The organism is Solibacillus kalamii, from assembly GCF_002174535.1.
Lineage (GTDB): Bacteria > Bacillota > Bacilli > Bacillales_A > Planococcaceae > Solibacillus > Solibacillus silvestris.
Genome location: NZ_NHNT01000001.1, coordinates 1 through 21,099 on the forward strand (window position 1 = coordinate 1; position 21,099 = coordinate 21,099).

General features: G+C 40.1%; 24 protein-coding genes and 1 riboswitch. Of the genes, 5 read left to right on the top strand and 19 right to left on the bottom strand.

Annotated features, from left to right (window positions below; translation table 11 throughout):
* The first annotated feature begins 417 nt into the window (after positions 1 to 417).
* Positions 418 to 735 carry a hypothetical protein gene (locus tag CBM15_RS00005; protein WP_140405544.1) on the top strand — a complete coding sequence of 106 codons (318 nt, stop codon included), beginning with the start codon at positions 418 to 420 and terminating at the stop codon, positions 733 to 735.
* Positions 736 to 801: 66 nt separating this feature from the next.
* On the opposite strand, the gene CBM15_RS00010 is transcribed toward CBM15_RS00005, so the two are convergent.
* The 3 genes from CBM15_RS00010 to CBM15_RS00020 form a co-directional block, all read right to left on the bottom strand.
* Complete coding sequence (locus CBM15_RS00010) at positions 802 to 1,233, bottom strand: iron ABC transporter substrate-binding protein (RefSeq protein ID WP_087615278.1); 432 nt, start codon at positions 1,231 to 1,233, stop codon at positions 802 to 804.
* 28 nt (positions 1,234 to 1,261) lie between these two features.
* Complete coding sequence (locus tag CBM15_RS00015; protein WP_087615279.1) at positions 1,262 to 1,963, bottom strand: tetratricopeptide repeat protein; 702 nt, start codon at positions 1,961 to 1,963, stop codon at positions 1,262 to 1,264.
* 119 nt (positions 1,964 to 2,082) lie between these two features.
* On the bottom strand, positions 2,083 to 2,415 hold the full coding sequence (locus CBM15_RS00020) for a heme oxygenase (protein WP_087615280.1): 333 nt from the start codon (positions 2,413 to 2,415) through the stop codon (positions 2,083 to 2,085).
* Positions 2,416 to 2,535: 120 nt separating this feature from the next.
* On the opposite strand from CBM15_RS00020, the gene CBM15_RS00025 reads away from it, so the two are divergent.
* The 3 genes from CBM15_RS00025 (at position 2,536) to CBM15_RS00035 (ending at position 6,190) form a co-directional block, all read left to right on the top strand.
* Complete coding sequence (locus tag CBM15_RS00025; protein WP_087615281.1) at positions 2,536 to 3,978, top strand: bifunctional metallophosphatase/5'-nucleotidase; 1,443 nt, start codon at positions 2,536 to 2,538, stop codon at positions 3,976 to 3,978.
* A gap of 124 nt (positions 3,979 to 4,102) precedes the next feature.
* A complete protein-coding gene (locus tag CBM15_RS00030; RefSeq protein WP_087615282.1) occupies positions 4,103 to 4,633 on the top strand; it encodes an NfeD family membrane protein in 531 nt (176 codons plus the stop codon).
* 18 nt (positions 4,634 to 4,651) lie between these two features.
* Positions 4,652 to 6,190, top strand: a complete 1,539-nt coding sequence (locus CBM15_RS00035) for a flotillin family protein (RefSeq protein ID WP_087615283.1) — start codon at positions 4,652 to 4,654, stop codon at positions 6,188 to 6,190.
* A gap of 59 nt (positions 6,191 to 6,249) precedes the next feature.
* On the opposite strand, the gene CBM15_RS00040 is transcribed toward CBM15_RS00035, so the two are convergent.
* From CBM15_RS00040 to CBM15_RS00095, 12 genes are all read right to left on the bottom strand, one after another.
* Positions 6,250 to 7,320, bottom strand: coding sequence for a branched-chain amino acid aminotransferase (locus tag CBM15_RS00040; RefSeq protein WP_087615284.1), 1,071 nt, complete (start codon positions 7,318 to 7,320; stop codon positions 6,250 to 6,252).
* Between the two features lie 142 nt (positions 7,321 to 7,462).
* On the bottom strand, positions 7,463 to 8,137 hold the full coding sequence (locus tag CBM15_RS00045; protein WP_087615285.1) for a hypothetical protein: 675 nt from the start codon (positions 8,135 to 8,137) through the stop codon (positions 7,463 to 7,465).
* Entirely contained in the window at positions 8,134 to 8,628 is a 495-nt protein-coding gene (locus CBM15_RS00050; RefSeq protein WP_087615286.1) for an ECF transporter S component, read from the bottom strand. Before CBM15_RS00050 ends, CBM15_RS00045 begins: the two co-directional genes overlap by 4 nt.
* On the bottom strand, positions 8,615 to 9,043 hold the full coding sequence (locus CBM15_RS00055) for a bifunctional adenosylcobinamide kinase/adenosylcobinamide-phosphate guanylyltransferase (protein WP_008408033.1): 429 nt from the start codon (positions 9,041 to 9,043) through the stop codon (positions 8,615 to 8,617). Before CBM15_RS00055 ends, CBM15_RS00050 begins: the two co-directional genes overlap by 14 nt.
* Positions 8,986 to 9,591, bottom strand: coding sequence for a histidine phosphatase family protein (locus tag CBM15_RS00060; protein WP_087615287.1), 606 nt, complete (start codon positions 9,589 to 9,591; stop codon positions 8,986 to 8,988). The genes CBM15_RS00055 and CBM15_RS00060 overlap by 58 nt, the downstream gene beginning before the upstream one ends.
* Entirely contained in the window at positions 9,564 to 10,337 is a 774-nt protein-coding gene (gene cobS / locus CBM15_RS00065) for an adenosylcobinamide-GDP ribazoletransferase (protein ID WP_087615288.1), read from the bottom strand. The genes CBM15_RS00060 and cobS overlap by 28 nt, the downstream gene beginning before the upstream one ends.
* Positions 10,338 to 10,349: 12 nt before the next feature.
* Positions 10,350 to 10,892 (bottom strand): bifunctional adenosylcobinamide kinase/adenosylcobinamide-phosphate guanylyltransferase, encoded by a 543-nt coding sequence (locus tag CBM15_RS00070; RefSeq protein WP_087615289.1) that lies wholly within the window; start codon positions 10,890 to 10,892, stop codon positions 10,350 to 10,352.
* Positions 10,893 to 11,089: 197 nt separating this feature from the next.
* Entirely contained in the window at positions 11,090 to 12,043 is a 954-nt protein-coding gene (locus CBM15_RS00075) for an ABC transporter substrate-binding protein (protein WP_087615290.1), read from the bottom strand.
* The gene (locus tag CBM15_RS00080) at positions 12,033 to 12,590 is read right to left on the bottom strand and encodes a hypothetical protein (RefSeq protein ID WP_087615291.1); all 558 of its coding nucleotides are present in this window, start codon (positions 12,588 to 12,590) and stop codon (positions 12,033 to 12,035) included. Before CBM15_RS00080 ends, CBM15_RS00075 begins: the two co-directional genes overlap by 11 nt.
* A 160-nt stretch (positions 12,591 to 12,750) precedes the next feature.
* Positions 12,751 to 12,932, bottom strand: a riboswitch (cobalamin riboswitch).
* Between the two features lie 51 nt (positions 12,933 to 12,983).
* On the bottom strand, positions 12,984 to 13,394 hold the full coding sequence (locus CBM15_RS00085; RefSeq protein ID WP_014824390.1) for a Fur family transcriptional regulator: 411 nt from the start codon (positions 13,392 to 13,394) through the stop codon (positions 12,984 to 12,986).
* A complete protein-coding gene (locus CBM15_RS00090; protein WP_087615292.1) occupies positions 13,391 to 14,257 on the bottom strand; it encodes a metal ABC transporter permease in 867 nt (288 codons plus the stop codon). Before CBM15_RS00090 ends, CBM15_RS00085 begins: the two co-directional genes overlap by 4 nt.
* A 15-nt stretch (positions 14,258 to 14,272) precedes the next feature.
* On the bottom strand, positions 14,273 to 15,019 hold the full coding sequence (locus CBM15_RS00095) for a metal ABC transporter ATP-binding protein (RefSeq protein WP_087615293.1): 747 nt from the start codon (positions 15,017 to 15,019) through the stop codon (positions 14,273 to 14,275).
* Positions 15,020 to 15,315: 296 nt separating this feature from the next.
* On the opposite strand from CBM15_RS00095, the gene CBM15_RS00100 reads away from it, so the two are divergent.
* Positions 15,316 to 15,549 (top strand): hypothetical protein, encoded by a 234-nt coding sequence (locus CBM15_RS00100; RefSeq protein ID WP_008408021.1) that lies wholly within the window; start codon positions 15,316 to 15,318, stop codon positions 15,547 to 15,549.
* 106 nt (positions 15,550 to 15,655) lie between these two features.
* Here the strand turns inward: CBM15_RS00100 and CBM15_RS00105 are convergent, their stop codons facing one another.
* The 4 genes from CBM15_RS00105 to CBM15_RS00120 all read right to left on the bottom strand — a co-directional run bounded on the left by CBM15_RS00105 (position 15,656) and on the right by CBM15_RS00120 (position 21,055).
* Entirely contained in the window at positions 15,656 to 17,848 is a 2,193-nt protein-coding gene (locus CBM15_RS00105; RefSeq protein WP_087615294.1) for a leucine-rich repeat protein, read from the bottom strand.
* Positions 17,849 to 17,985: 137 nt separating this feature from the next.
* Positions 17,986 to 18,609 (bottom strand): pyroglutamyl-peptidase I, encoded by a 624-nt coding sequence (locus CBM15_RS00110; protein WP_087615295.1) that lies wholly within the window; start codon positions 18,607 to 18,609, stop codon positions 17,986 to 17,988.
* A 13-nt stretch (positions 18,610 to 18,622) separates the two neighbouring features.
* Positions 18,623 to 20,041, bottom strand: coding sequence for a D-alanyl-D-alanine carboxypeptidase/D-alanyl-D-alanine endopeptidase (gene dacB, locus CBM15_RS00115; protein ID WP_087615296.1), 1,419 nt, complete (start codon positions 20,039 to 20,041; stop codon positions 18,623 to 18,625).
* A 126-nt stretch (positions 20,042 to 20,167) separates the two neighbouring features.
* The gene (locus CBM15_RS00120; protein ID WP_087615297.1) at positions 20,168 to 21,055 is read right to left on the bottom strand and encodes a deoxyribonuclease IV; all 888 of its coding nucleotides are present in this window, start codon (positions 21,053 to 21,055) and stop codon (positions 20,168 to 20,170) included.
* Positions 21,056 to 21,099 lie beyond the last annotated feature (44 nt).

The window sequence follows — 21,099 nt, forward strand, 5'->3', positions numbered from 1 at the left end:
TTGTCAAAATGCCTCATAAAGTTCTCTTACAGGGTTTTCATCCCTCCATGCCCAGGTCTGGGCATGGAGGGATGAAAAGCAGAGCAACCGAAGGGCGGTAGCAAAAAAGTCTCTTAACGTTTGTCCGAAATATTGACGGAAGACCAAATCGGAGTGACATATTAGAACTTCTGACAGCGATATTAGAAAATCGGATGCACTTATTAGAAGATCCGCATCATATATTAGAAAATCGCCCATATATTAGAACTTTTCCGGTTTTATTAGAACTTCCTGCACGGATATTAGAACTTTCGACTTTTGTTTGTGAAGAGCCGGGTTTATAAGTGCCTGGGGTGTTATTGAATGCATCAGCTTTGATTTATTAGAACTTTTTTCGGTTTATTAGAAGATCGGTGTGACATATTAGAACTTCTGATGGCTTTATTAGAAAATCAGGTGTTTTTGGTCGAAGAACCGGTCTTTATAGGGTTTCAGGGGAGCTATGGAATGTACCGGCATTGTTATATTAGAACTTTTTTCGGTTTATTAGATAATCGGAGAGACATATTAGAACTTCTGACAGCGATATTAGAAAATCGGATGCACTTATTAGAAAAACCGCATCATATATTAGAAGATCGTCCATATATTGGAACTTTTCCGGTTTTATTAGAACTTCCTGCACGGATATTAGAACTTTCAGCGTTTTTTCGAGAAGATCCGAATTTTATAAGTTTCCGGGGTGTCATTTAATGTGTCAGCTTTATAAAAAGCCCACGCCCCGCTCCCTTGCAAAGCGTTCGTGAGCCCCAGACCATATTATTTCAAATCATTCAATATAGTAAACAGTGAATGTTTCGCATCGATCAACTGTTCATGTGCCTGTCCCTGCTGTTCCGCATTTTTTGCTTCATAAAATGATGATAATGCCTCATCGATTTGTTTATAGGAATCAAATAGGTTTAAATCATCCACTTTTTTATTACCGAAAATATCAATGAACATGCTTAGCTGATATTGAAAGTTTTTTTCATACATCGTCAACACATGCTTGTTGTCATCGATTTGCACTTCTTCGTTCAAAATATACGTCTGAAAATCGACCAGATCTATATACGCTTTTTCCAGTTCTACTGCATATTGGGCCTCTTTTTCATTCCCTTTATTCCAGTCCAGAATCTGAATAAAAATGAGTAAAAATAGAATGATTGTTAAGTAGATCGAAATACCTTTCCAAGATAAAAACTTCATGCTTTTTCCTCCATCTGCTGGTCCTTCTTTAATTGAAAAGATATTCTTTCAAATTTTCCAATGTTGTGTCTATGCCTGAACGTAGCGATGTTTGATCTTCGCGGCATGTCTCGATTGCCTTTTCAATGGCAATCAAAGCATTTTCCAAAAACGGTTCGGCATTCAAATCTTTGTAAAGCTGTGTTAAAACGAGCGCCTTATTCCAGTACCATCTTGCATTTTCCGGGTCCAGTTCGATTGCCCGCTCTATATAGACCATCACATCAAACGGCGACCAGTTAAAACGGTTCATCGTCTGTCCAGCTACCCCGTAATACAATGCCTTGTTTGGATGATGCTTCACCGCTTCCATAAAGCAGTGCACACTTTCATCATAATGGTGCGCCATTAAAAAAAGATGCCCCTGTACATAAAACGACTGCGCTTTCCGTTCCGCATCCGCTGTTCGTGCATCATCTTCAAGCTGTTTGACTTTTGCTGAAAACTGCTGTTCATCCTTGATTGCCCGCAATTGCTCAAGCTCATCATTTTCCGGATAGCTTTCATTCGCACGTTCGACACTTTGCGAAATCTGTACGGTCGGCTTCGGAAATTTTTCATACTCGTATTTTTCGAAGACTTTTAAAAATTGGGTTGCCTGTTCATTTTCGCCGCTTTGTAATTGGCATTTCGCTTCTTCATAGCATTTCAAAAACTGCCCGTCATAAAAATACTGCTCCATGTTCGACATTTAAAACACCCTTCTGTTTTTCATTCACTATTTGTGAATGCATCGATAATATGTATTTCAATCAAAAGTATGTATAGTATAAAGGTGTCCTAACGAAAACATTAGGACACCCCTTTGGACTATTTTGAGATTGTGCCTGCTACTTCGGCGATCACGATTTGTGAACCTAGCATTGGTGAGTCACCTTGGTGGTGGCCGCCGCCTTCACCTTCAGATGGACGTTTATGAGATTGTTTGAATGCATCACTTTCACGCCATACAGCAAAGTTTTCTTTTGAATCCCAGTACATAACAACGCTCATTTCATCATATTCTTCAAATTGCGTTGAAACTAAAACTTCTACTTTTTGGAAACCTTCAAATTCCTGTAATGGACCTGGTTGTACAAATTGTGGGGCCATTTTTTCGGCAAAACCTTTTTTTACTTGGATACGGTTTGTTACAGTAATCATGATTACCAACTCCTATAATTTAGCGTAAACTGCTCATATATTTATTTAAGCACTTTCAGAACTGTTGTGCAATAATTCACGCTATAATAAGGAAAATGAAATATTAAGGAAGTTATCTCAATGAAATTTACTATTATTGCGACGAGCGATATTCATGGACATACAGAACGTTTTTCACAGCTTGCGCAAATGATTGCTGCTAGACAGCCCGCACTATTAATCGATAATGGCGATTTTTTGCAGGGCAGTCATTTAAGCTATTATTATGATTATATTGTCGAAAAACTTCACCCGCAAATCGAACTTGCGAACAAACTTGGCTATGATGTCGCAGTTTTCGGGAATCATGAATTCAACTATTCTCCCGAAAAAATACAATCGATCCGTGATGCATGCAGTTTTCCTTGGATTGCCGCAAATATCCCGGGGTTTGCCCAACCGTATGTTATTAAGGAAATAAACGGGCTACGTATTGCTGTCATAGGGATCACAACTCATTTCACAGAAAACTGGGATGAATGTGGATCGACAAAGCATCTGCATTTCGAAAACGCATTTGAAAGTGCGAAAAACACCGTAAAGCATATTCGCGATGTGGAAAAAGCACAGCTTGTCATTTTAAGCTATCATGGCGGTTTTGAACGCGATCTTCATAGCGGCCACCTTATTGATCTGGAACAAGGTGAAAACGAAGGCTATCGTATGCTTCATGAAATAGAAGGTATTGATCTATTTATTACAGGACATCAGCATCTGGAAATTGCCACAGTGCAAAATGGTGTCGCTGTTGTTCAACCTGGTGCAAATGCACATTGCTTTGCACAAATTGATGTCACTGTGGAAGATGATGCGTTTTCTTTTGAACCAGCTATCATCCAAGTTGATCCTGCCTTAAAAATGCAGTCCTTCCCCGGATTTGATGCCTGGAAAAAGCAACCGATCGGAACAGCGGATAAAGCGCTTACCTATGCAGACTTTTTTACGCCCCGAACAAAAATGACCGCATATACACAAACGCTACATAATATGCAGCTTCATTACACCGGTGCCCAAATTTCTGTTATTGAACTGCCCTACCATTCACAAGGGGGCTTTCCTCAGAGAATAACCCGTGAAGATGTTTTACATAACCTCCCCCGGGCAAACCGACTGCTCGTCATCCAAATGACAGGCGCTGAAATCCGCCGGGCGATTGAACAAAGTGCAGCTGTCTTTGCGCTAAATGACCAAGGGCAAATCGATTTTAGTATGGCTGTGTACTATCCGGAGCCTCAGCCGTATATTTACGATCTGTGGGGCGGCATTGATTATACAATTGATTTACGCCGACAAACAGGTCAACGCGTCACAAAGCTGACTTTTGAAGGAAATCCCATTCAGGATAATGAGATTTTTGAAGTTGCCGTCAATAGTTACCGTGCTACAGGGGCGCACCAGTTGCCGATGTTTCAAAAACAGCCTATTCGAGAGGCGGACAAATTCATTCCCGATTTAATGATGGATTACATAGAACAAACCAGTCCGCTTACGGTTCAGATTAAAAATGATTTCCAAATGAAGTAAATTATCTGCGCATTATGTATGTCAATCACTTAAATTGGCATACATTTTTTATTTTGTTAAAAAATTGAAACTTTTTCCCAACTTATCCGTAAATTTATATAAATAGCATGAAGGAGGTGGCAACTTGTTTGGTTATTCCATTGAAACCATTTATTTATTCATCTTAATCGTTATTGGGTGTTGCACTATTCTTTACTTATTTTTTGCAGATATTGCAGATGTGTCCATCGATGGAACGCCATTTTTTGAACCGGCTGTAATCCTATCGTTTATTACATTCACTTCGGCTGCGGGTTACTTGTTGGAACAGTTTACAGGATTAACAAGTTTCATCATATTCATCATTGCTCTTTTAATTGCAAGTTTATTGACAGCGCTTCTCTATTTTTTTCTGCTCGTTCCTTTACGTTCAGCCGAAGTGTCCCTTGCCTATACAGATGAATCGCTTGAAGGTCAGACAGGAAAAGTTATTGTGCCCGTTCCTCTTGATGGTTTTGGGGAAATGGTGATCGAAACGGCAAACGGCATTATATCAAAGCGTGCAGCAAGTTATCATCAAGTAGAGATACCGTATGACACACAGGTTTTAATTATTGAGATGCGTGATGGTACAGCAATGGTCGCGATTTATGAGAAAGAAGAAATTCATTTTTAGAAACAGGGAGGAATTTTTATGTCAGGTTTGGCAGGTATATCAGGAATTTTAATAGCAGTTGGGGTAGTCGTATTTCTAATTGTCGCTCTTGTAGCCGTCTATATTATGAAATATCGCACAGCTGGTCCGGATGAAGCATTAATCGTAACAGGTAGTTATTTAGGCAGCAAAAATGTACATACCGACGATTCAGGAAATCGTATTAAAATTATCCGCGGTGGTGGTACATTTGTATTCCCGGTTTTCCAGCAGGCAAAACCATTAAGTCTACTTTCAAGTAAATTAGAAGTAACGACTCCGGAAGTTTATACAGAGCAGGGCGTTCCTGTAATGGCAGATGGAACAGCAATCATTAAAATCGGTGGCTCAATTTCGGAAATTGCAACAGCGGCCGAGCAATTTTTAGGAAAAGATAAACAGGAACGCGAAAGTGAAGCACGCGAAGTACTGGAAGGTCACTTACGTTCGATCTTAGGTTCGATGACGGTAGAAGAAATCTATAAAAACCGTGATAAATTCTCGCAGGAAGTGCAACGTGTCGCATCTCAGGATTTAGCGAAAATGGGCTTGATCATTGTATCATTTACGATTAAAGATGTGCGCGATAAAAATGGTTACCTGGATTCACTTGGTAAACCGCGAATTGCTCAAGTGAAGCGTGATGCTGATATCGCAACAGCGGAAGCAGATAAAGAAACACGTATTAAACGTGCTCAAGCAGCTCAGGAAGCGCAACAGGCCGAATTAGAGCGTGCTACTGAGATTGCAGAAGCCGAGAAAAATAATCAGTTAAAAGTGGCAGAATACCGCCGCGAGCAGGACATTGCAAAAGCCCGTGCCGATCAGGCGTACGAATTGGAATCTGCACGTGCTAAACAGGAAGTAACGGAACAGGAAATGCAAGTACGAATCATTGAGCGTCAAAAGCAAATCGAATTAGAAGAAAAAGAAATTCTGCGTCGTGAAAAGCAATACGATTCAGAAGTGAAGAAAAAGGCAGATGCGGATCGTTATGCAATCGAACAAAATGCCGAAGCACAAAAACGTAAAGAGCTTGCGCAGGCAGATGCGGAGAAGTACCGTATTGAAGCACAGGCACAAGCTGAAGCAGAGCGCATTCGTTTAGATGGTCTTGCGAAAGCAGATGCAGAGCGTGCACAAGGTACGGCGGAGGCAGAAATTATCCGTCTACGCGGTCTTGCGGAAGCGGAAGCGAAAGAGAAAATTGCGGAAGCGTTTGAACAGTACGGTCAGGCAGCTGTCCTTGATATGATTGTTAAAATGTTACCAGAATACGCAAAACAAGTTGCTAGTCCACTTTCGAATATCGACAAGATTACAGTTGTGGATACAGGGGGCGGTACAAACGGCGGCGCTGGTAAAGTAACGGGCTATGCGACGGATTTAATGGCTGGCTTGCAGGAAACATTAAAAGCATCTTCCGGTATTGATGTAAAAGAACTAATCGAAACATATGTCGGAAAAAATGCGTTTGAAAAATCGGCAATAATTCCTCGCGAAGACTTCTCACGAGTAGAAGAAATACTTGAAAAATAAGTTGTTCAATAAAAAATACAGCATTCTTCCATAACGGAAAATGCTGTATTTTCTTTTTATTAGATTTTAACCGTCCAGCCAAATGTATCGGCAACTTTACCGTACTGGATGCCTGTTAATGTATCGTAAAGCATTTGTGTTACTTCACCGATTTGGCCATTGTTGACAGAAATGACATCATCCAGCCATTTCAGCTCCCCTACCGGCGAAATTACAGCGGCAGTTCCTGTACCGAACGCCTCTTCCAATGTGCCGTTTTTAGCAGCTTCTACAACTTCTTCAAAGGCAATTGCTCGCTCTTCAATCGGGATATTTTTTGATTTTAATACTTCAATCATCGAATCGCGTGTAATCCCTGGTAAAATACTGCCGTTTAATGCAGGCGTAATTACTTTTCCTGAAATTTTAAAGAAGATGTTCATACTTCCGACTTCTTCTACGTATTTATTTTCTTTCCCGTCCAGCCATAATGTTTGAGAATAGCCTTGTTGCGCAGCAATTTCCGATCCTTTTAAGCTCGACGCATAGTTGCCGGCTGTTTTCGCTTCACCTGTACCGCCAACTACTGCACGCACATATTGCTGTTCGACTAAAATTTTAACCGGGTTAATGCCTTCTTTATAATAAGAGCCAACCGGTGACATAATAATCATAAATTTATAGCTTTTCGCAGGATTTACACCTAAATAGCTCTCTGTCGCAATAATAAATGGTCGAATATAAAGTGATGTACCTGGCGCTGTCGGAACCCACTCGCGATCTACTCGAAGTAATTCTTTTAATGCTTCTAATGCAAAATCCTCATCAATCGGCGGAATGCAAAGACGTGCATTAGAAGTATTTAAACGTTGGAAGTTTCGGTCCGGGCGGAATAACTGGACTTCCCCATCTTCTGTCATATATGCCTTTAACCCTTCAAATACCGCTTGTCCATAGTGGAATACCATCGCAGCAGGACTTAATGTAATCGGAGCATATGGTGTAATTGTTGCATTATGCCATCCTTTTCCATCTTCATAATCCATAACAAACATATGGTCAGTAAAAATCTTACCAAAACCAAGCTGTTCTGCAGGTGTTTTTTCTTTTCTATTTGTTGATAACTCAGTTGTAATTTGGTATGTTGTCATAATCTCATGCTCCTTAACTAATTTTAAGTTGATACACTATATCATACCATGTTATTTTTAGAAAATTTAGTATTTTTTAATTTCCGTCAAAAAATATTTTATTCTAGCAGTTTTATTAGTTTTCGAGCAAATTTCTACCCAATCACTCTTTTACTTTTATAAGTTTTCTAACAGGTGCTGTTATGCTATGTAAGAACGTTTCTTCATGTTCGTTTTTCACAGCAGCCAAAACTGCACATGATGGACCTGCCGAATCGGTTAAATTGACATCGGCTGTATAACTTTCTCCGGCAAAACGTGTAATTTCTGCCCCAACCCCTTTAGAACCTGTTGGCCATATTGCTTGGATGATGCCATTGATCAGTCCTTCATACACCTCATTTAACTGTGCAATTTTATGTGGATTTACTATCACATCATTTCCGACAAGCGGTTCGCCGATAACATAAAACTCACAACGATCCGTATTCCGTTCGAATTGTTTTTTTCCAAGCATCGTAAGAGAGACCGCCGACTGAAGCGACTGAAAATTCGTTTCACTCGAGCCCATTAAAGGAGGCATTTCCAACCCCATTTCGGAAAATGCTCTTTTAAACCCTTGCTCATACTCTGACCATACATCATCGCCCGAGAAATTGGCCATTAATAATTGAACCGGGATGGCACCCGCGCAAAGCTGCTCTAAAATAGCAGTACGTGCTGTAAAATAGGCGGTCACTTCATTTGGTACCTGTACAATATCGTGCTCTTTTGTGCCGATACAACCCGAATTATCAATCGAAACGACTAACCCGTTCACTTCTATCGAGTTTCTCATACATTAACCCCTACTCGCTGTACAACTGTTTTCAATACAGGCATGACAAGTATTGCAATAAGGCAGTTTACAGCTGTCGCAATTGTTAATGAGGCAATCGAGCCGATGTAAAATGCCGGAGAAATAAGAAAATAAAATGGAATCGGTGCAATAATACCATTTGCGATAATGACAAATATCCATTTTAAAATATGAAGGCCTTTTTGATGCATAACTACAAAGATCGCAACAATCACAAACATTTCCGCCGCAATTAAAAGATGTAAAATGCCTAGCGGGAAACCGGATGTAAATCCTGTCGCGACATGCCCAAGTGCTCCTGCCGCGCCTGCAAAGACTGGCGGTAGAAAGATTGCACTAATTAAAGCAGGAGCAGAATCGAGTGCAGCTGTTGCCACGACCCCTACCGGCACTTTAATAAAACTTCCAATTACACAAATAGCCGCAATTAATGCTGTTAAAATAATTAAACGTAATTTAGTTTTGCTCATGAGAATCTCCTTTTAAAATTTGTGGTATGCCGTACCATACACGAATGACCGTCTGTGCCTCATTGCAAAGCTTCTGGTATAGCCGACCGCAAGTATCTCTTAATTGCCGTGCTTCTTTTTCAAGCGGGACAACACCGCGGCTCGTATCTGTACAAATACAGATCAGTTCTGCCTGTTCAGCAATTTGCATAATCTGTCCGAAAATTTGCTGTGCTACCTTTTCTTCGGATTCATGAAGATACGGTAAAATCATCTGTTCAAAATTGCTTATTATGTAACGCTCGTTTTCTTTTATTTCTTCCGGTTGTGGTAAGTATCCTTCATAAATAATCAGTTCTTTTTCCGGTAACTGCGCAATCACTTTTTCTGCATATTTTCGTTTACCGTTATGTGCGCCTCCGAGTATAACGTACATCTCGCACCTCCTATGAATTCCTCTATCGTATTCCAGCCAAGTGAGTAGATCGTTCGATGATTGGCCACTGTTTGCTGAAAGGATTGCGCTTTTACCCCGTAAACGGCAAGTAATAACCGAATCACTCCTCCGTGTACAATCAGCGTATATTCTTTCTTTTCATTTACAATTTCACGAAAGCCTTTCAATACACGCTGCTTGAACTGGAAAAAGGTTTCACCGTTTGGAATCGGATGATTATTGGGGTCATCAATCCAAGCCCGGTATATTCCATTATGCTGCAATTGTTCATATGTACACATTTCAAAGTCCCCAAAATGCAGCTCACGCAAATTTTGAGAAGCGATAAATTCGGCATTCGGAAAATAACATTGTGAAGTTTCACGGCATCTCCGTAAATCGCTCCCATAAACAATACCTGGCTGTAAATCGATCTCAGCTTCCACTTTTTTCAGTATAGGCTCATCTGTCCAGCCAATATATTTCCGTTCTGTATTTGCTTTCGTTTTTTCGTGCCTGATTAAATGCACAGTAATATCGTGAGCCATAGGACAACCTCCAATCCTTCACCGAGCGCACCGAGTAAATCGCCTGTTACACCGCCAAAATGTTTCCTTGACCATTTCCGGTAAATAACAACGGCGACCAGCATCACGATAACTAAAATAAATAAGCTGAATACGCCAATGTAAAACCAGCTTACAAATGCTAGAATACTTTGTAAAACGATCAGAAAAACAAGCTTATTTCGAATGACGATCCCTTTAAAATAAGCAGCGAGTCCCTTTTCTTTTGCCGGCTGCATCGTTACAAAATAGAGCAGCATCCCCATTCGCGCTATAAAAGGAATAAAGATTAAAAATGGCACAATCGCCAATTGCCCATACGTCAACATTTCATAAATAACGCCGATTTTTAATACAAGTAAACCAAAAACACTAAGTACCCCAAATGCGCCTGTTCGCGGATCATCTAATATCTCCAGCCGTTTCTCCTTTTCTCCATAGGAAAAGAACGCATCGCTCATATCGATCCAGCCGTCTAAATGCAATCCACCTGTCAGAACGATCAATCCGATCACAATCAAAATCGCCAACAGCAACTCCGAAACCTCACTATAACGAGATAGTATAAATACACCACCACTAATGATGGACCCGATAAGTAAACCGACAATCGGCAAAAATCCATACATCCATGTAACAGACTTGGCATTCATATCCAGCTGTTTTTTTATCGGCACTGCCGAAAAAAATTGCCAAGCTAACAAAAAACCGCTCCAACTATTTTTCAACTTGGTTCCTCCTTACTTCCATCGCTGTACAAGCTGAAATTGTACTTCATATGCTTCATCACTATTTTGGACAATCCATTGATGAAGCTCACCTAGCAATTTGCGGTACAAATTTACCTCATCATACTGTGATGGCAGTTCATCCAGCACTTCATTTGATACAACTATTATTGTAGCACCTTGCTTCCGCCAAGTTAGCAATTGCTTTTGCAGTGATTCGATACAATTATCGATGTACTCGCTATTTTCATTTATTTGTTCATATGTATACAGTACATTCGAAAGCCATGTTGTCACACATTCAAAAAGCACAACATCATTATTTGAAAGCTGCTCGATCGTAAAAGGAATCTGTACTTGCATTTCAACTGTGTTCCAATGGGCGTTCTGATTTTCGCGGTCTTGCTGATGGCGGATAATTCGTTTTTTCATTTCCTCATCAAAGGATACACCTGTCGCCACATAGTAGAGCGTCTTTTCTTCACCTAACTGCCTAGCAAATTTTTCTGCAAAAGCACTTTTGCCGCTGCGTACACCACCGGTTATAAAAATCAATCGTATCCCTCCTTATTTTATCAATTACGCCTCGGCGTAATTGCGTCCGTATTCGACTTTGCGCTAAAGCGCAAAGAATTCATTACCGAAGTCGTGACATCCGCCGGAAGCCAATTAACTTCATTCAGTGATACCCGCTGAATGAAGTTAATTGAAAAAGACACGCCTAAACTTAGGCATGTCCTTTTATTCTATACTTATTTAAATAGTTCCGGGTATACTGATTGTGCCATAATTTTAACGGCTTCACCAATACGCGGTCCAGGACGGGACATAATATCTCCATCGACTAGATAAACCGCCTTTTCTGAAACTGCCTGTATTTTATCCCAACCAGTGCGTCCTAGAATCTCATCAACTGCATTTTCCATATAGGTTGCCGGTGTAATAATAATTTCAGGATTACGAGTAATGACATCTTCTTCCGCCACACTAATCCAGCTCGTCTGATCAGCAAAAATATTTTCAACATTGGCGTGATCCATTATTTCCTGCTGGAACGTACTGCTGCCGGTAGTCCAAAGATCCGGAGCTGGCGAAACTTCATAATATGCTTTTTTCTTCGTATCGATTGTCGCTGTTTTTTCTTGTACTGTTTCGATTTGTGCTTTAATGTCGGCTACAATTTCTTCGCCTTTTTCTTTTACATCCATTACTTCGGACAGTTGGATAATATCCGAATATACATCATCAAATGTCGCAGCCGAAGCAATTACAAACACTTTTAAACCTGCATCTTCCAATTGGGCAATTTGTGCTTCCTCCCCGATTGTATAGGCAACAACGACATCCGGATTTAATTCCAGAATTCGCTCTGCATTGATGGCAGTTGAAGTCGACACACGCTCAATTTTTTGTGCGGCTTCCGGATATGTATCATATTCTGTTGCCCCGATAATTTGTTCACCTACACCCAGCTCAAACAAAATTTCTGTATTGCTAGGCTGCAGGGAAATAATCGTTTCCGGTACTTCATCGAATGTTACTTCAACACCACGATCATCAACAACTGTATACGGTGCACCTTCACTTTTCGAAGCAGACTGTTCCTCTTTTTTTACGTTATTTTCTGATTTTTCATCATTTGATCCGCATGCTGCTAATAATAATGTTGCCGCTAAAGCAACAATCCATTTGTTGTTAAATTTCATTTGTTGCAACCCCTTTTTTCTTTTTCGTCGGATAAGATTTTGAGATGAATGGAATTTCCTCTTGTTGATGCTGCTGATTCATAAAGACCGCCATGACAAAAAACACATTGGCAAGCAGCCCGAGAAAATCAAACAAAATTTCATCCACTTCTCTTTCTTCGCTCACTTTATGTAATGCCCTGTAAGACTTTTTCGCCTCACTGCGGCAAATATGCAGTCTTGCTGCACTTTCGATTCCTTGTGGCAGTACAAACTGCTGAATCGCTTCTCCAACTTCACTTACATAAAAATCGTATCGATCGCTTAGCCATTGCAAATCCTCAAATGTAATGGCTAATTTACCGCGTACCGAACCATTGGCATGGTAAGCTAACGGTTGGATTCTCCTCAAATCTTCCAAAACGAGCTGACCGGAAGCATCATCAACTAACGTCGGAAAGACTGTACCGATTCGCGTTGTTAAAGAATCGGTGCGGATTTCATAGTCGACGCAGCTTGATTTTTCCCGCATAAACGGATAACAGGAAAAACGGATATCCTTTTTCATAAAATTCCCCTCACTTCAAGTAGTGCCTCACGAAATTATGAGTGTACGAAAAAAAGCCACCCAAGAAAATGGATGGCTTCAAAAATCAGAAAAGAGTGCTGCAAAAGGATGCTCATTCGATCAGTGACTGCCGTACATTCTCTTTAATTCCGAAGAGGGATGTTACGATAAGAAAAAGATTGGTCTCCTGGCTCTGCGTTTCACTTTACTCATAAGTACCTTCCCGCTATATTAGCAGTGGTCTCACACTTATTTTCATCAACGCTTACAGTTACGGAAATAGCTTCGGATTTACACCGAATTCCCATTTATGCATAATGCATCTTTTTCCTGCAAATTTATTCAATTTGTCTTAATCACTTTAGCATATTAACAGAAATATGCAATGGAAATTTACAAACAATCCGGACATTTGCCATAAATCTCAAATTTGTGTGCTTCTACAGCATAACCCGGCAGCTTTTCACCGAGCATTTCCATCGGGCAAACAGACAGTTCCTTTACATTCCCGCAATCACGGCAAATAAAATGGTGGTGATGATGATCCGACTCACAATGCATACGGAAGTTACGCTCACCGTTTAATTCTGTTTCTTCTAAAATATCAAGCTCCACGAAAGTAGCGAGGTTTCGGTAAATTGTATCGAAACTCATCCCAGGGAAATCTTTTTTCAATACTGATAACAAATCACGGGCAGTCAAATATTTGTCTGTAGCTGCAAACATACCCAAAATCAACTCTCGTTTATCCGTCTTTTTATAGCCATTATCCTTTAATATTTCCCATGCGCGCGCTGCATTCACAGTACCTCTTCCCCTTCCGATTTAATTGTGAATTTCAAAACAAGCTTTTTGATTAAAATTACTAATAACAAGATTAAAATGGATGTGACAACAATTGTTCCACCCGGTGCCAAGTTCAGGTAAAATGCAGAAATGAGTCCGATTACTACTGCCAGCTCTCCAAATACAATCGCTAAAATAATTGCTTCTTTAAAACCGCGAGCTAAACGCATCGCTGCAGCTACCGGCAATGTCATTAAGCTTGAAACAAGCAGAATCCCGACAATACGCATACTTGCTGCGATAACGAGTGCGACAACGATCATGAACAATAAATGAATCCATTTCGCAGGTAAACCGCTCGCTTTCGCATATTCCTCATCGAATGACAATACGAAAAGCTCTTTAAAAAATAGAATCAAAAATAATACAACTACGACTGCAATTGCCAGCACAACATATAGATCCTGACGCGATACAGCCGATACAGAGCCAAATAAATAGCTCATTAAATCGGTATTAAATCCGCTTGCAAGTGATATTAAAATGGCACTCACACCGATTCCGCCCGACATAATAATTGGTATCGCAAGTTCTTCATAATGTTTATATAGTCGGCGTAATCGTTCAATTAAGATCGAACCACTTACAGACGCGATAATCCCTAAATAAATCGGGTTCAGCAAAGCCAGCGCTGCAAACGATTGGCTCAAGTACAGGCTCCCGGCAATCCCCGCCAGTGTTACATGCGACAGTGCATCTGCAATTAGCGATAAACGTCTTACTACGATAAATACACCAAGCAATGGTGCGATTACTCCAATAACTAGCCCTGAGAAAAAGGCATTTTGTAAAAATTCATAGTCTAATATAGCTTCAATCATAACGGCCTGCTCCTCTTAATGAATCTTTCGAACAGAGTGGCCGTTCCAGCTAGCAATCTGTTCTTCCGAAATCGTATCAAAATCATTTTTGTACCCGTGGAAATGAATCGACTGATTTAAGCACGCTACATGACTGACACGATCCGAAACCGTGTCCACATCATGGGTAACTAAAATCATCGTCATATTGTGATGCTTATTTAAATGTGCGAGCATATCATAGAATGCCTGCACATTTTCTCGGTCAATTCCGACTGTCGGTTCATCCAAAATAAGAAGCTTCGGATCCGACACTAAAGCACGTGCAATGAACACACGCTGCTGCTGCCCGCCGGAAAGCTGTCCAATATTCCGTTTTAGAAATTTCTCCATGCCGACATCTTTTAAAGCACCTTTCACCAAAATATCCGCATCTTTTGGATAGCGTTTAAACAGCCCTACCTTTTGCGATAAACCACTTTTCACGACTTCTTCGACCGTTGCAGGAAACCCCGAGTTAAAGGCATTGGATTTTTGCGAAACATAGCCAATCCATTCGCGGTGTTTAAAATGGCTTGCTTTTTCACCAAATAATTTAATTTCCCCTGACATAGGCTTTAACAGTCCTAAAATTAATTTCAAAAGTGTCGATTTACCGGAGCCGTTTTGCCCAATTAATGCTAAAAAATCGCCTTCATTGACACGTAGTGAAATATTTTTCAATGCTTGTGTGTATTCATATTGAAAGGAAACATCTTTCAATTCTATCAATGGTTTTTTCATTTCGTTCGCTTCTTTCTAATTCAAAATCATTACGATTTACATCATGTTAGTATAATGCAGTTTTTTGTTCATGTAAAGGAATTAAAGTTGAACTTCAATCAGGGGGGATTTTTCTCATCCCCCACTGAAAGTTAGTTTAACCAATCGGGCTTTTACGGGTAGTTGACCTCCCGCCTATCCTTTTCGCCCTGCTTAAGTCTAGAGGCGGGAGTCTTGGCTCTGCCGATACGCTTTCCAGGCAGATAAATTACTACCCGTTAATGCGGGATAAACTTGAAAGGATGAAGACAATTCAAATGTTACAATGGCTTGATAACCTGAAAGGAATGAATGACAGGCAACTGCAAGATTTCGCCAAACAGCAGGGGCTTGAATTGAGCATTGAAGAAGTTCAGAAGCTGCAAAAAATTCTGAAGCATGCCAATATTAGTTGGGCTCTTACCGGCGTTCCAAAAGAAGTTTTAAAAAAAATTCAGAAGCTGCTTGGGGATAGACGTTATAAAAAATTAATGAAGTTAGTCGGTTTGTAATTTAGACGGATTTTCAGAACACATTTTTTTGTAATTCTCCGTAAATTATTTTTCAATCTTAAAAAAAACAAAAATCAGCCGCAACACGGCTGATTTTTTTGTCTTATTATTTCCCCATTACTTTCAATGCCTTATCCAGCATTCCTACAAATTGACCGCGAGTAACAGCACCGTTCGGAATAAATTGACCGTTACTTCCACCCACAATATTAAGATCTGCAAGTGCAGCAATATAGTCATGCGCCCAGTAAGTACGTGGAACGTCAGGGAATGTTTTTTTCCCGCCTGGCGTAAAGTTCGATGCCAGCACTAAAATTTTTGCCATTTGGCCGCGTGTCAGTGTATCATTTGGTCTAAATAAACCGTCTGAACCATGAATGACCCCCGCTTGCTGCAATTTGGAAATAGCCGCATAGTTTGGATGATTTGGTGTTACATCTTTAAATTCAACAGGTGCTAGTGCTGATTTTAATTCATACACCTTCACTAAAATACTCGCGACATGTTTGCGTTGCATCGGATCATTCGGACGGAATGTACCGTCGGGATAACCGGATATAATTCCCCTTGCCACGAAATCGGCAATTGTATCTTTCGCCCAGTGATTTTCTGTATCTGAAAACGAGCGATTGGATGGAACGGGTTGATCCGTTACAGGTTGTTCGCCCGTAGGTTCCTCTTTAATCGGTTCTCCCGTTTCCCCTTCATAAACAACCGGTTCTTGTCCCTTCCATGTTACATATAACGTTGCAGGTTTGGGAATGACCGTATCCCAATTCGACCAAACCTCCTTGAAGTTTTTATCCAAGTACAATTTATCCAGCTTCTCCATCACATTATAGTAAGTAGTATTAAAACCTCTTTGTGAGGCCGTATACGATAATATTTTCGTAGAAGATCCTTGCAATATAACCGCCTGAAGTGGATTATCTGCAATTACATTGAATGGCAGATTTTTAACTTCGCCCGGCACTTTTAAGACGGTCAGCTTATTTTGTATAAATGCACCATCGCCAATTGTCTGCAGATGAGTGGACAGAGAGACATCCTCCAAAACATTATAGGTAAATGCAAAATCCCCGATTGATTTGACTGTAGATGGCAAAATTAATTTTCGTAATTTATTATGGGCAAAAGCCTCTGCTCCAATTGAATTCAACTGTTTCGGTAATATTAGACTTGAAATTTCATTACCACTAAATGCGCCTGCTGAAATATCTTTTACATTGCTGCCAATTGTTACGTCCGTTAACCTATTGTATTCAAATGCATACTTTCCAATTGATGTAACCGTAGACGGTATAGTAACAGCCACCAGTCTATTCCACTGAAAAGCCCCATCTCCAATACTTTTCAATTTTGGCGGCAGTTTTAAATTATTGCCCTTATTCGTAATATAGTTCCCCTTAAACGCATAATCTCCAATTACTTCTAAATCACGTGGTAATGAAAAATCACGATTAATATTGTCATAATAGACTCCTGACAGGCCATAATCTCCAATTACACGGATTGTTTCAGGAAGTACTACTTCTTTAATAAAAGGTTTTGAAAAGTCTATATCATGTCCTAGTAAGCTACTTTGATAGGCAAATGCATAATCTCCGATTTCTGTCACGGGTAATCCATTTATTTGATTTGGTACAGTTATTTTTGTTTGGGCTTTTTTAAATGTATGTCCTGTAATCCGAATTTCTGTTTTGCCATTACGCGAAAACTTTTCGTAAAGAAAGTTTCCGGATTTTATACTTTCGGATTTTTTAAATGATGGCGGCAATGAATACGTTTTGATTCTATTACCGCTAACAATGTCCCCGCCTATTTTTTTCACAGACGCCGGGATAGAAATACTTGTCAGGTTATTGCCGGCAAACGCCATTTGGCCAATCTCTTCCAGCCCATCCGGCAGAGAAATCTTTTCGATCAAGTGATTGGCAAGTGCTTCTTTGCCTATTCTTTTAAGCGTTTTCGGTAATTCAACTTCAGTAATATAGAGATCCTTATAGCCCGGTATATCCCACTCTGAATATGTCCCATCAGAAGCATAATCCGAGCGATCCATATATAATGCACGATCGACTAGCTCAACAACAGGTAGCCCCTCAATTTTTTCCGGCACAACAATGCGGTTTTTATGTTTCGTCAATCCCGTAATATGAACCTCTTGTTTACCATTTTCAAGTGTAACAATTTTATATGTTACATCACCAAAAGATTTCTCTTCTGCTGCGTGAACCGGATTTGTTGCTATCATCACGACAAACAATATAATCAGTAATGTAAATATTGCCTTTTTCAACGTTAATCGCTCCTTTTCTTTTGTTTAGCAACGTACTGACGGAAAAATTAAGGAAAAGTTTCAAAAAAATATAAAAAAAGAAAAGCAACTTACAATTGCTTTTCTTGTTAACCGGAAATTAATTTAACTGAAAATACTTACCGTGCCAGCTCTATATTTTCTGCACATACATCAAGTGCCAGTTCAATGGCAGCTGTTAAATCACGCATTGACCAACCCGGAATTCGACCGTGATCGATCGCCAGCTCGAATGATGCAGGTATATGAATAAATCCTGCAGCTCGGATTGCTTCATTCTTTGCAGCGTAGTACAAGCCTTCATACATAATATTATTACATAAATACGTTCCTGCTGAATTCGATATTGCTGTCGGATAACCTGCAGAATTTAAACGGTTGACAATTTTACGGATCGGCAATGTCGACAAATACGCAACATCCCCATCTTCTTTGATAGGTGCATCCTCAAATGCATTCCCTGCATTGTCCTTTTCCCCATCCTTTACATTCAATGCAACACGTTCCGGAGATATCTTCGTAATGCCCGCTGCTAAGCCTAGTGAAACGATAATCGTGGGCTTTACATCTTCGACAAGTGCCAAAAATTGTTCCGGTGCTTTTGCAAAGTCGACAGACAATACATGGCCAACAATTTCAAACTGACCGATTGATTTTCCGTTCAGTGCCTGTACCACTTCCATTGTAGGGTTGATCGGATTTGATAAAAACGGTTCAAATCCTGTTAAAAGTAATTTCTCCATCTATCTTGCCCCTCTATAAGTTTTTTACAAGCGCTGCCATTGTACGGTCAATATATACATTTCCACTTGATTTGTTCTCCAGTAGAATCGAGAAGATATATTGTTTTCCGCTTTGGCCTTTCATATAACCAGATAATGTATATACATTCGGGATATAGCCTGTTTTTGCATAAATTCTATTTTGCAAAGCACTGTTTGTTAAACGGCTTTTTAATGTACCGCCGACCATGCGATCTTTATTGCCGGCGACTGGCAACGAATCAAAAAATGTACCGAAATAAGATTCATTTTGAACTTTGTAGAGTAGCTGCGAAAGTCCGTTTGACGTTACACGGTTTGAATTGGACAGTCCAGAGCCATCTGCAAAACTCCAGTTGTTCACAGGAATATTCAATGATGCACTGTATTTTTTCAGTAACGTGGCACCTTTATTCGTACTGCCTTCACCTAGCTGCTGCTTACCCATTGCCTTCACAAGAATATCGGCAATACTGTTGTTGCTCAGCTTCATAAATGCCGGGAAAATGGCTGCCAGCGTACGTGATTCATTCGTGTAAAGCAATGTTGCCTTTTTCGGAACTTTTCCTAATTCCACTTTCGAACTTTTCACAAATTTTAAACCTGTCCCTTGCAGCGTCTGCTTAATTGCCTGCATTGTATTTTTCGACGGGTCCTGCAATGTTACCCATTCCTTCTTGCTGCTCCCTTGTGGCAGGTTTCCGGAAATGATAATACGGTTCGTGTTGTAGGCACGCTTGATTGTGATCGTATTACGACTTCCTTTACTAACTGTTCTTGCTTGATTGGAAATGACCATACCGCTCAAATTCGGTTCGATCGAATAACTCGGTTTTGCTCCAACTTTACCAGGCTTTGCAGTAATAATGACTGTACTCGCATCAAAGTCATTGTTTTGTGACATCGTAATCGCAGAAGTACGCGCACCGAAGTAATACGTCTCATCCGACTTTAGAACACCCGGTGGTAATGTACTGCCGGAAAATGCTGTATCATCACCGATTACATGACCATTGATTGTACGAATGCCAATGCGCTTCAATTCTTTGGCAAACTCTAAAAAATCATCTTTTTTTAATGTCGGATCGCCACTGCCTTTTATGTAAACATTTCCATTTAATGTATCGTTGACAATAATTCCGTCGATATATAAATTCGTTTTAAAACGATAGTCCTCACCTAAAATCGACAATGCGGCAGCACCCGAAACCAATTTCATATTGGAAGCCGGTCGCATCAGTTTGTCCCCGTTTTGCGAATAGACGATTTTCCCGCTCTCTGCGTCACGAATCGTCACTGCTGCATTACTTTTCCCTAAATGTGTTGTAACCGCACTATTGATCGATGCGAAACTTTGAATAGGCAATGAAAAGAATAACGCTAACAAAATGACGAGCTGAAATATTTTTTTCATCAACTGATACCTCCTTTTGAATATTGCTAATTTACAGTTAACTTATTATAACAAATTATGTCATAAAAAACGCAAAAAAACATACTTTGCATCAAATTTGTGCCAAGTATGTTTTTCTTATTTTTATTATTCACGCATTGCATCAATTAATGCTGGCTGGAATTCACTATTGCGAAGCATCGCAATTTCATGTAAATATGGTGCTTTTTTGTTTTTTGCATCCGGACCGACAAATGGTGTTTCCAGTATTTTCGGTAAATGCATTAACTGTGGATGATGAACAATATAGTGCATTGCCTCAAAACCGATTTCACCAAAACCGATATTTTCATGACGGTCTTTTGCAGCACCGCGCACATTTTTCGAATCATTTATGTGCAGTACTTTTAAACGGTCCAACCCGATGATTTTATCAAATTCATTTAACACTCCGTCAAAATCACCTACAACGTCGTAGCCGGCGTCATGAATATGGCAAGTGTCCATACAAATCGACAGGCGCTCATTGTTTGTCACACCATCGATAATACGTGCCAATTCTTCAAATGTACGACCGATTTCAGTGCCTTTGCCCGCCATCGTTTCCAATGCAATCTGTACCGGGTAGTCCTGTGTCAGCACTTCATTTAAACCTTCTACAATACGTTCAATACCCGCATCAACACCTGCACCGACATGCGCACCAGGATGCAGTACGATTTGTGTCGCATCCAATGCAGCAGTACGTTTAATTTCTTCCTGCAAAAAGTTTACGCCAAGTTCAAAAGTTTCCGGCTTTGTCGTATTTCCTAAATTGATAATATACGGTGCATGGACAACAATGTTGGATAGTCCGTTCTCTTTCATATGGAGCAGGCCCTTCATAATATTCAGCTCTTCAATCGGCTTTCTGCGCGTATTTTGAGGTGCTCCTGTATAGATCATAAAAGTATTGGCACCATAGCTTAATGCTTCTTCGCTGGCACCTAACAGCATTTTTTTTCCGCTCATCGAAACATGTGAACCTAATAACATTCTATTTTCCTCCATTTAACAAATAAACAGGCTGCATAGAAAAA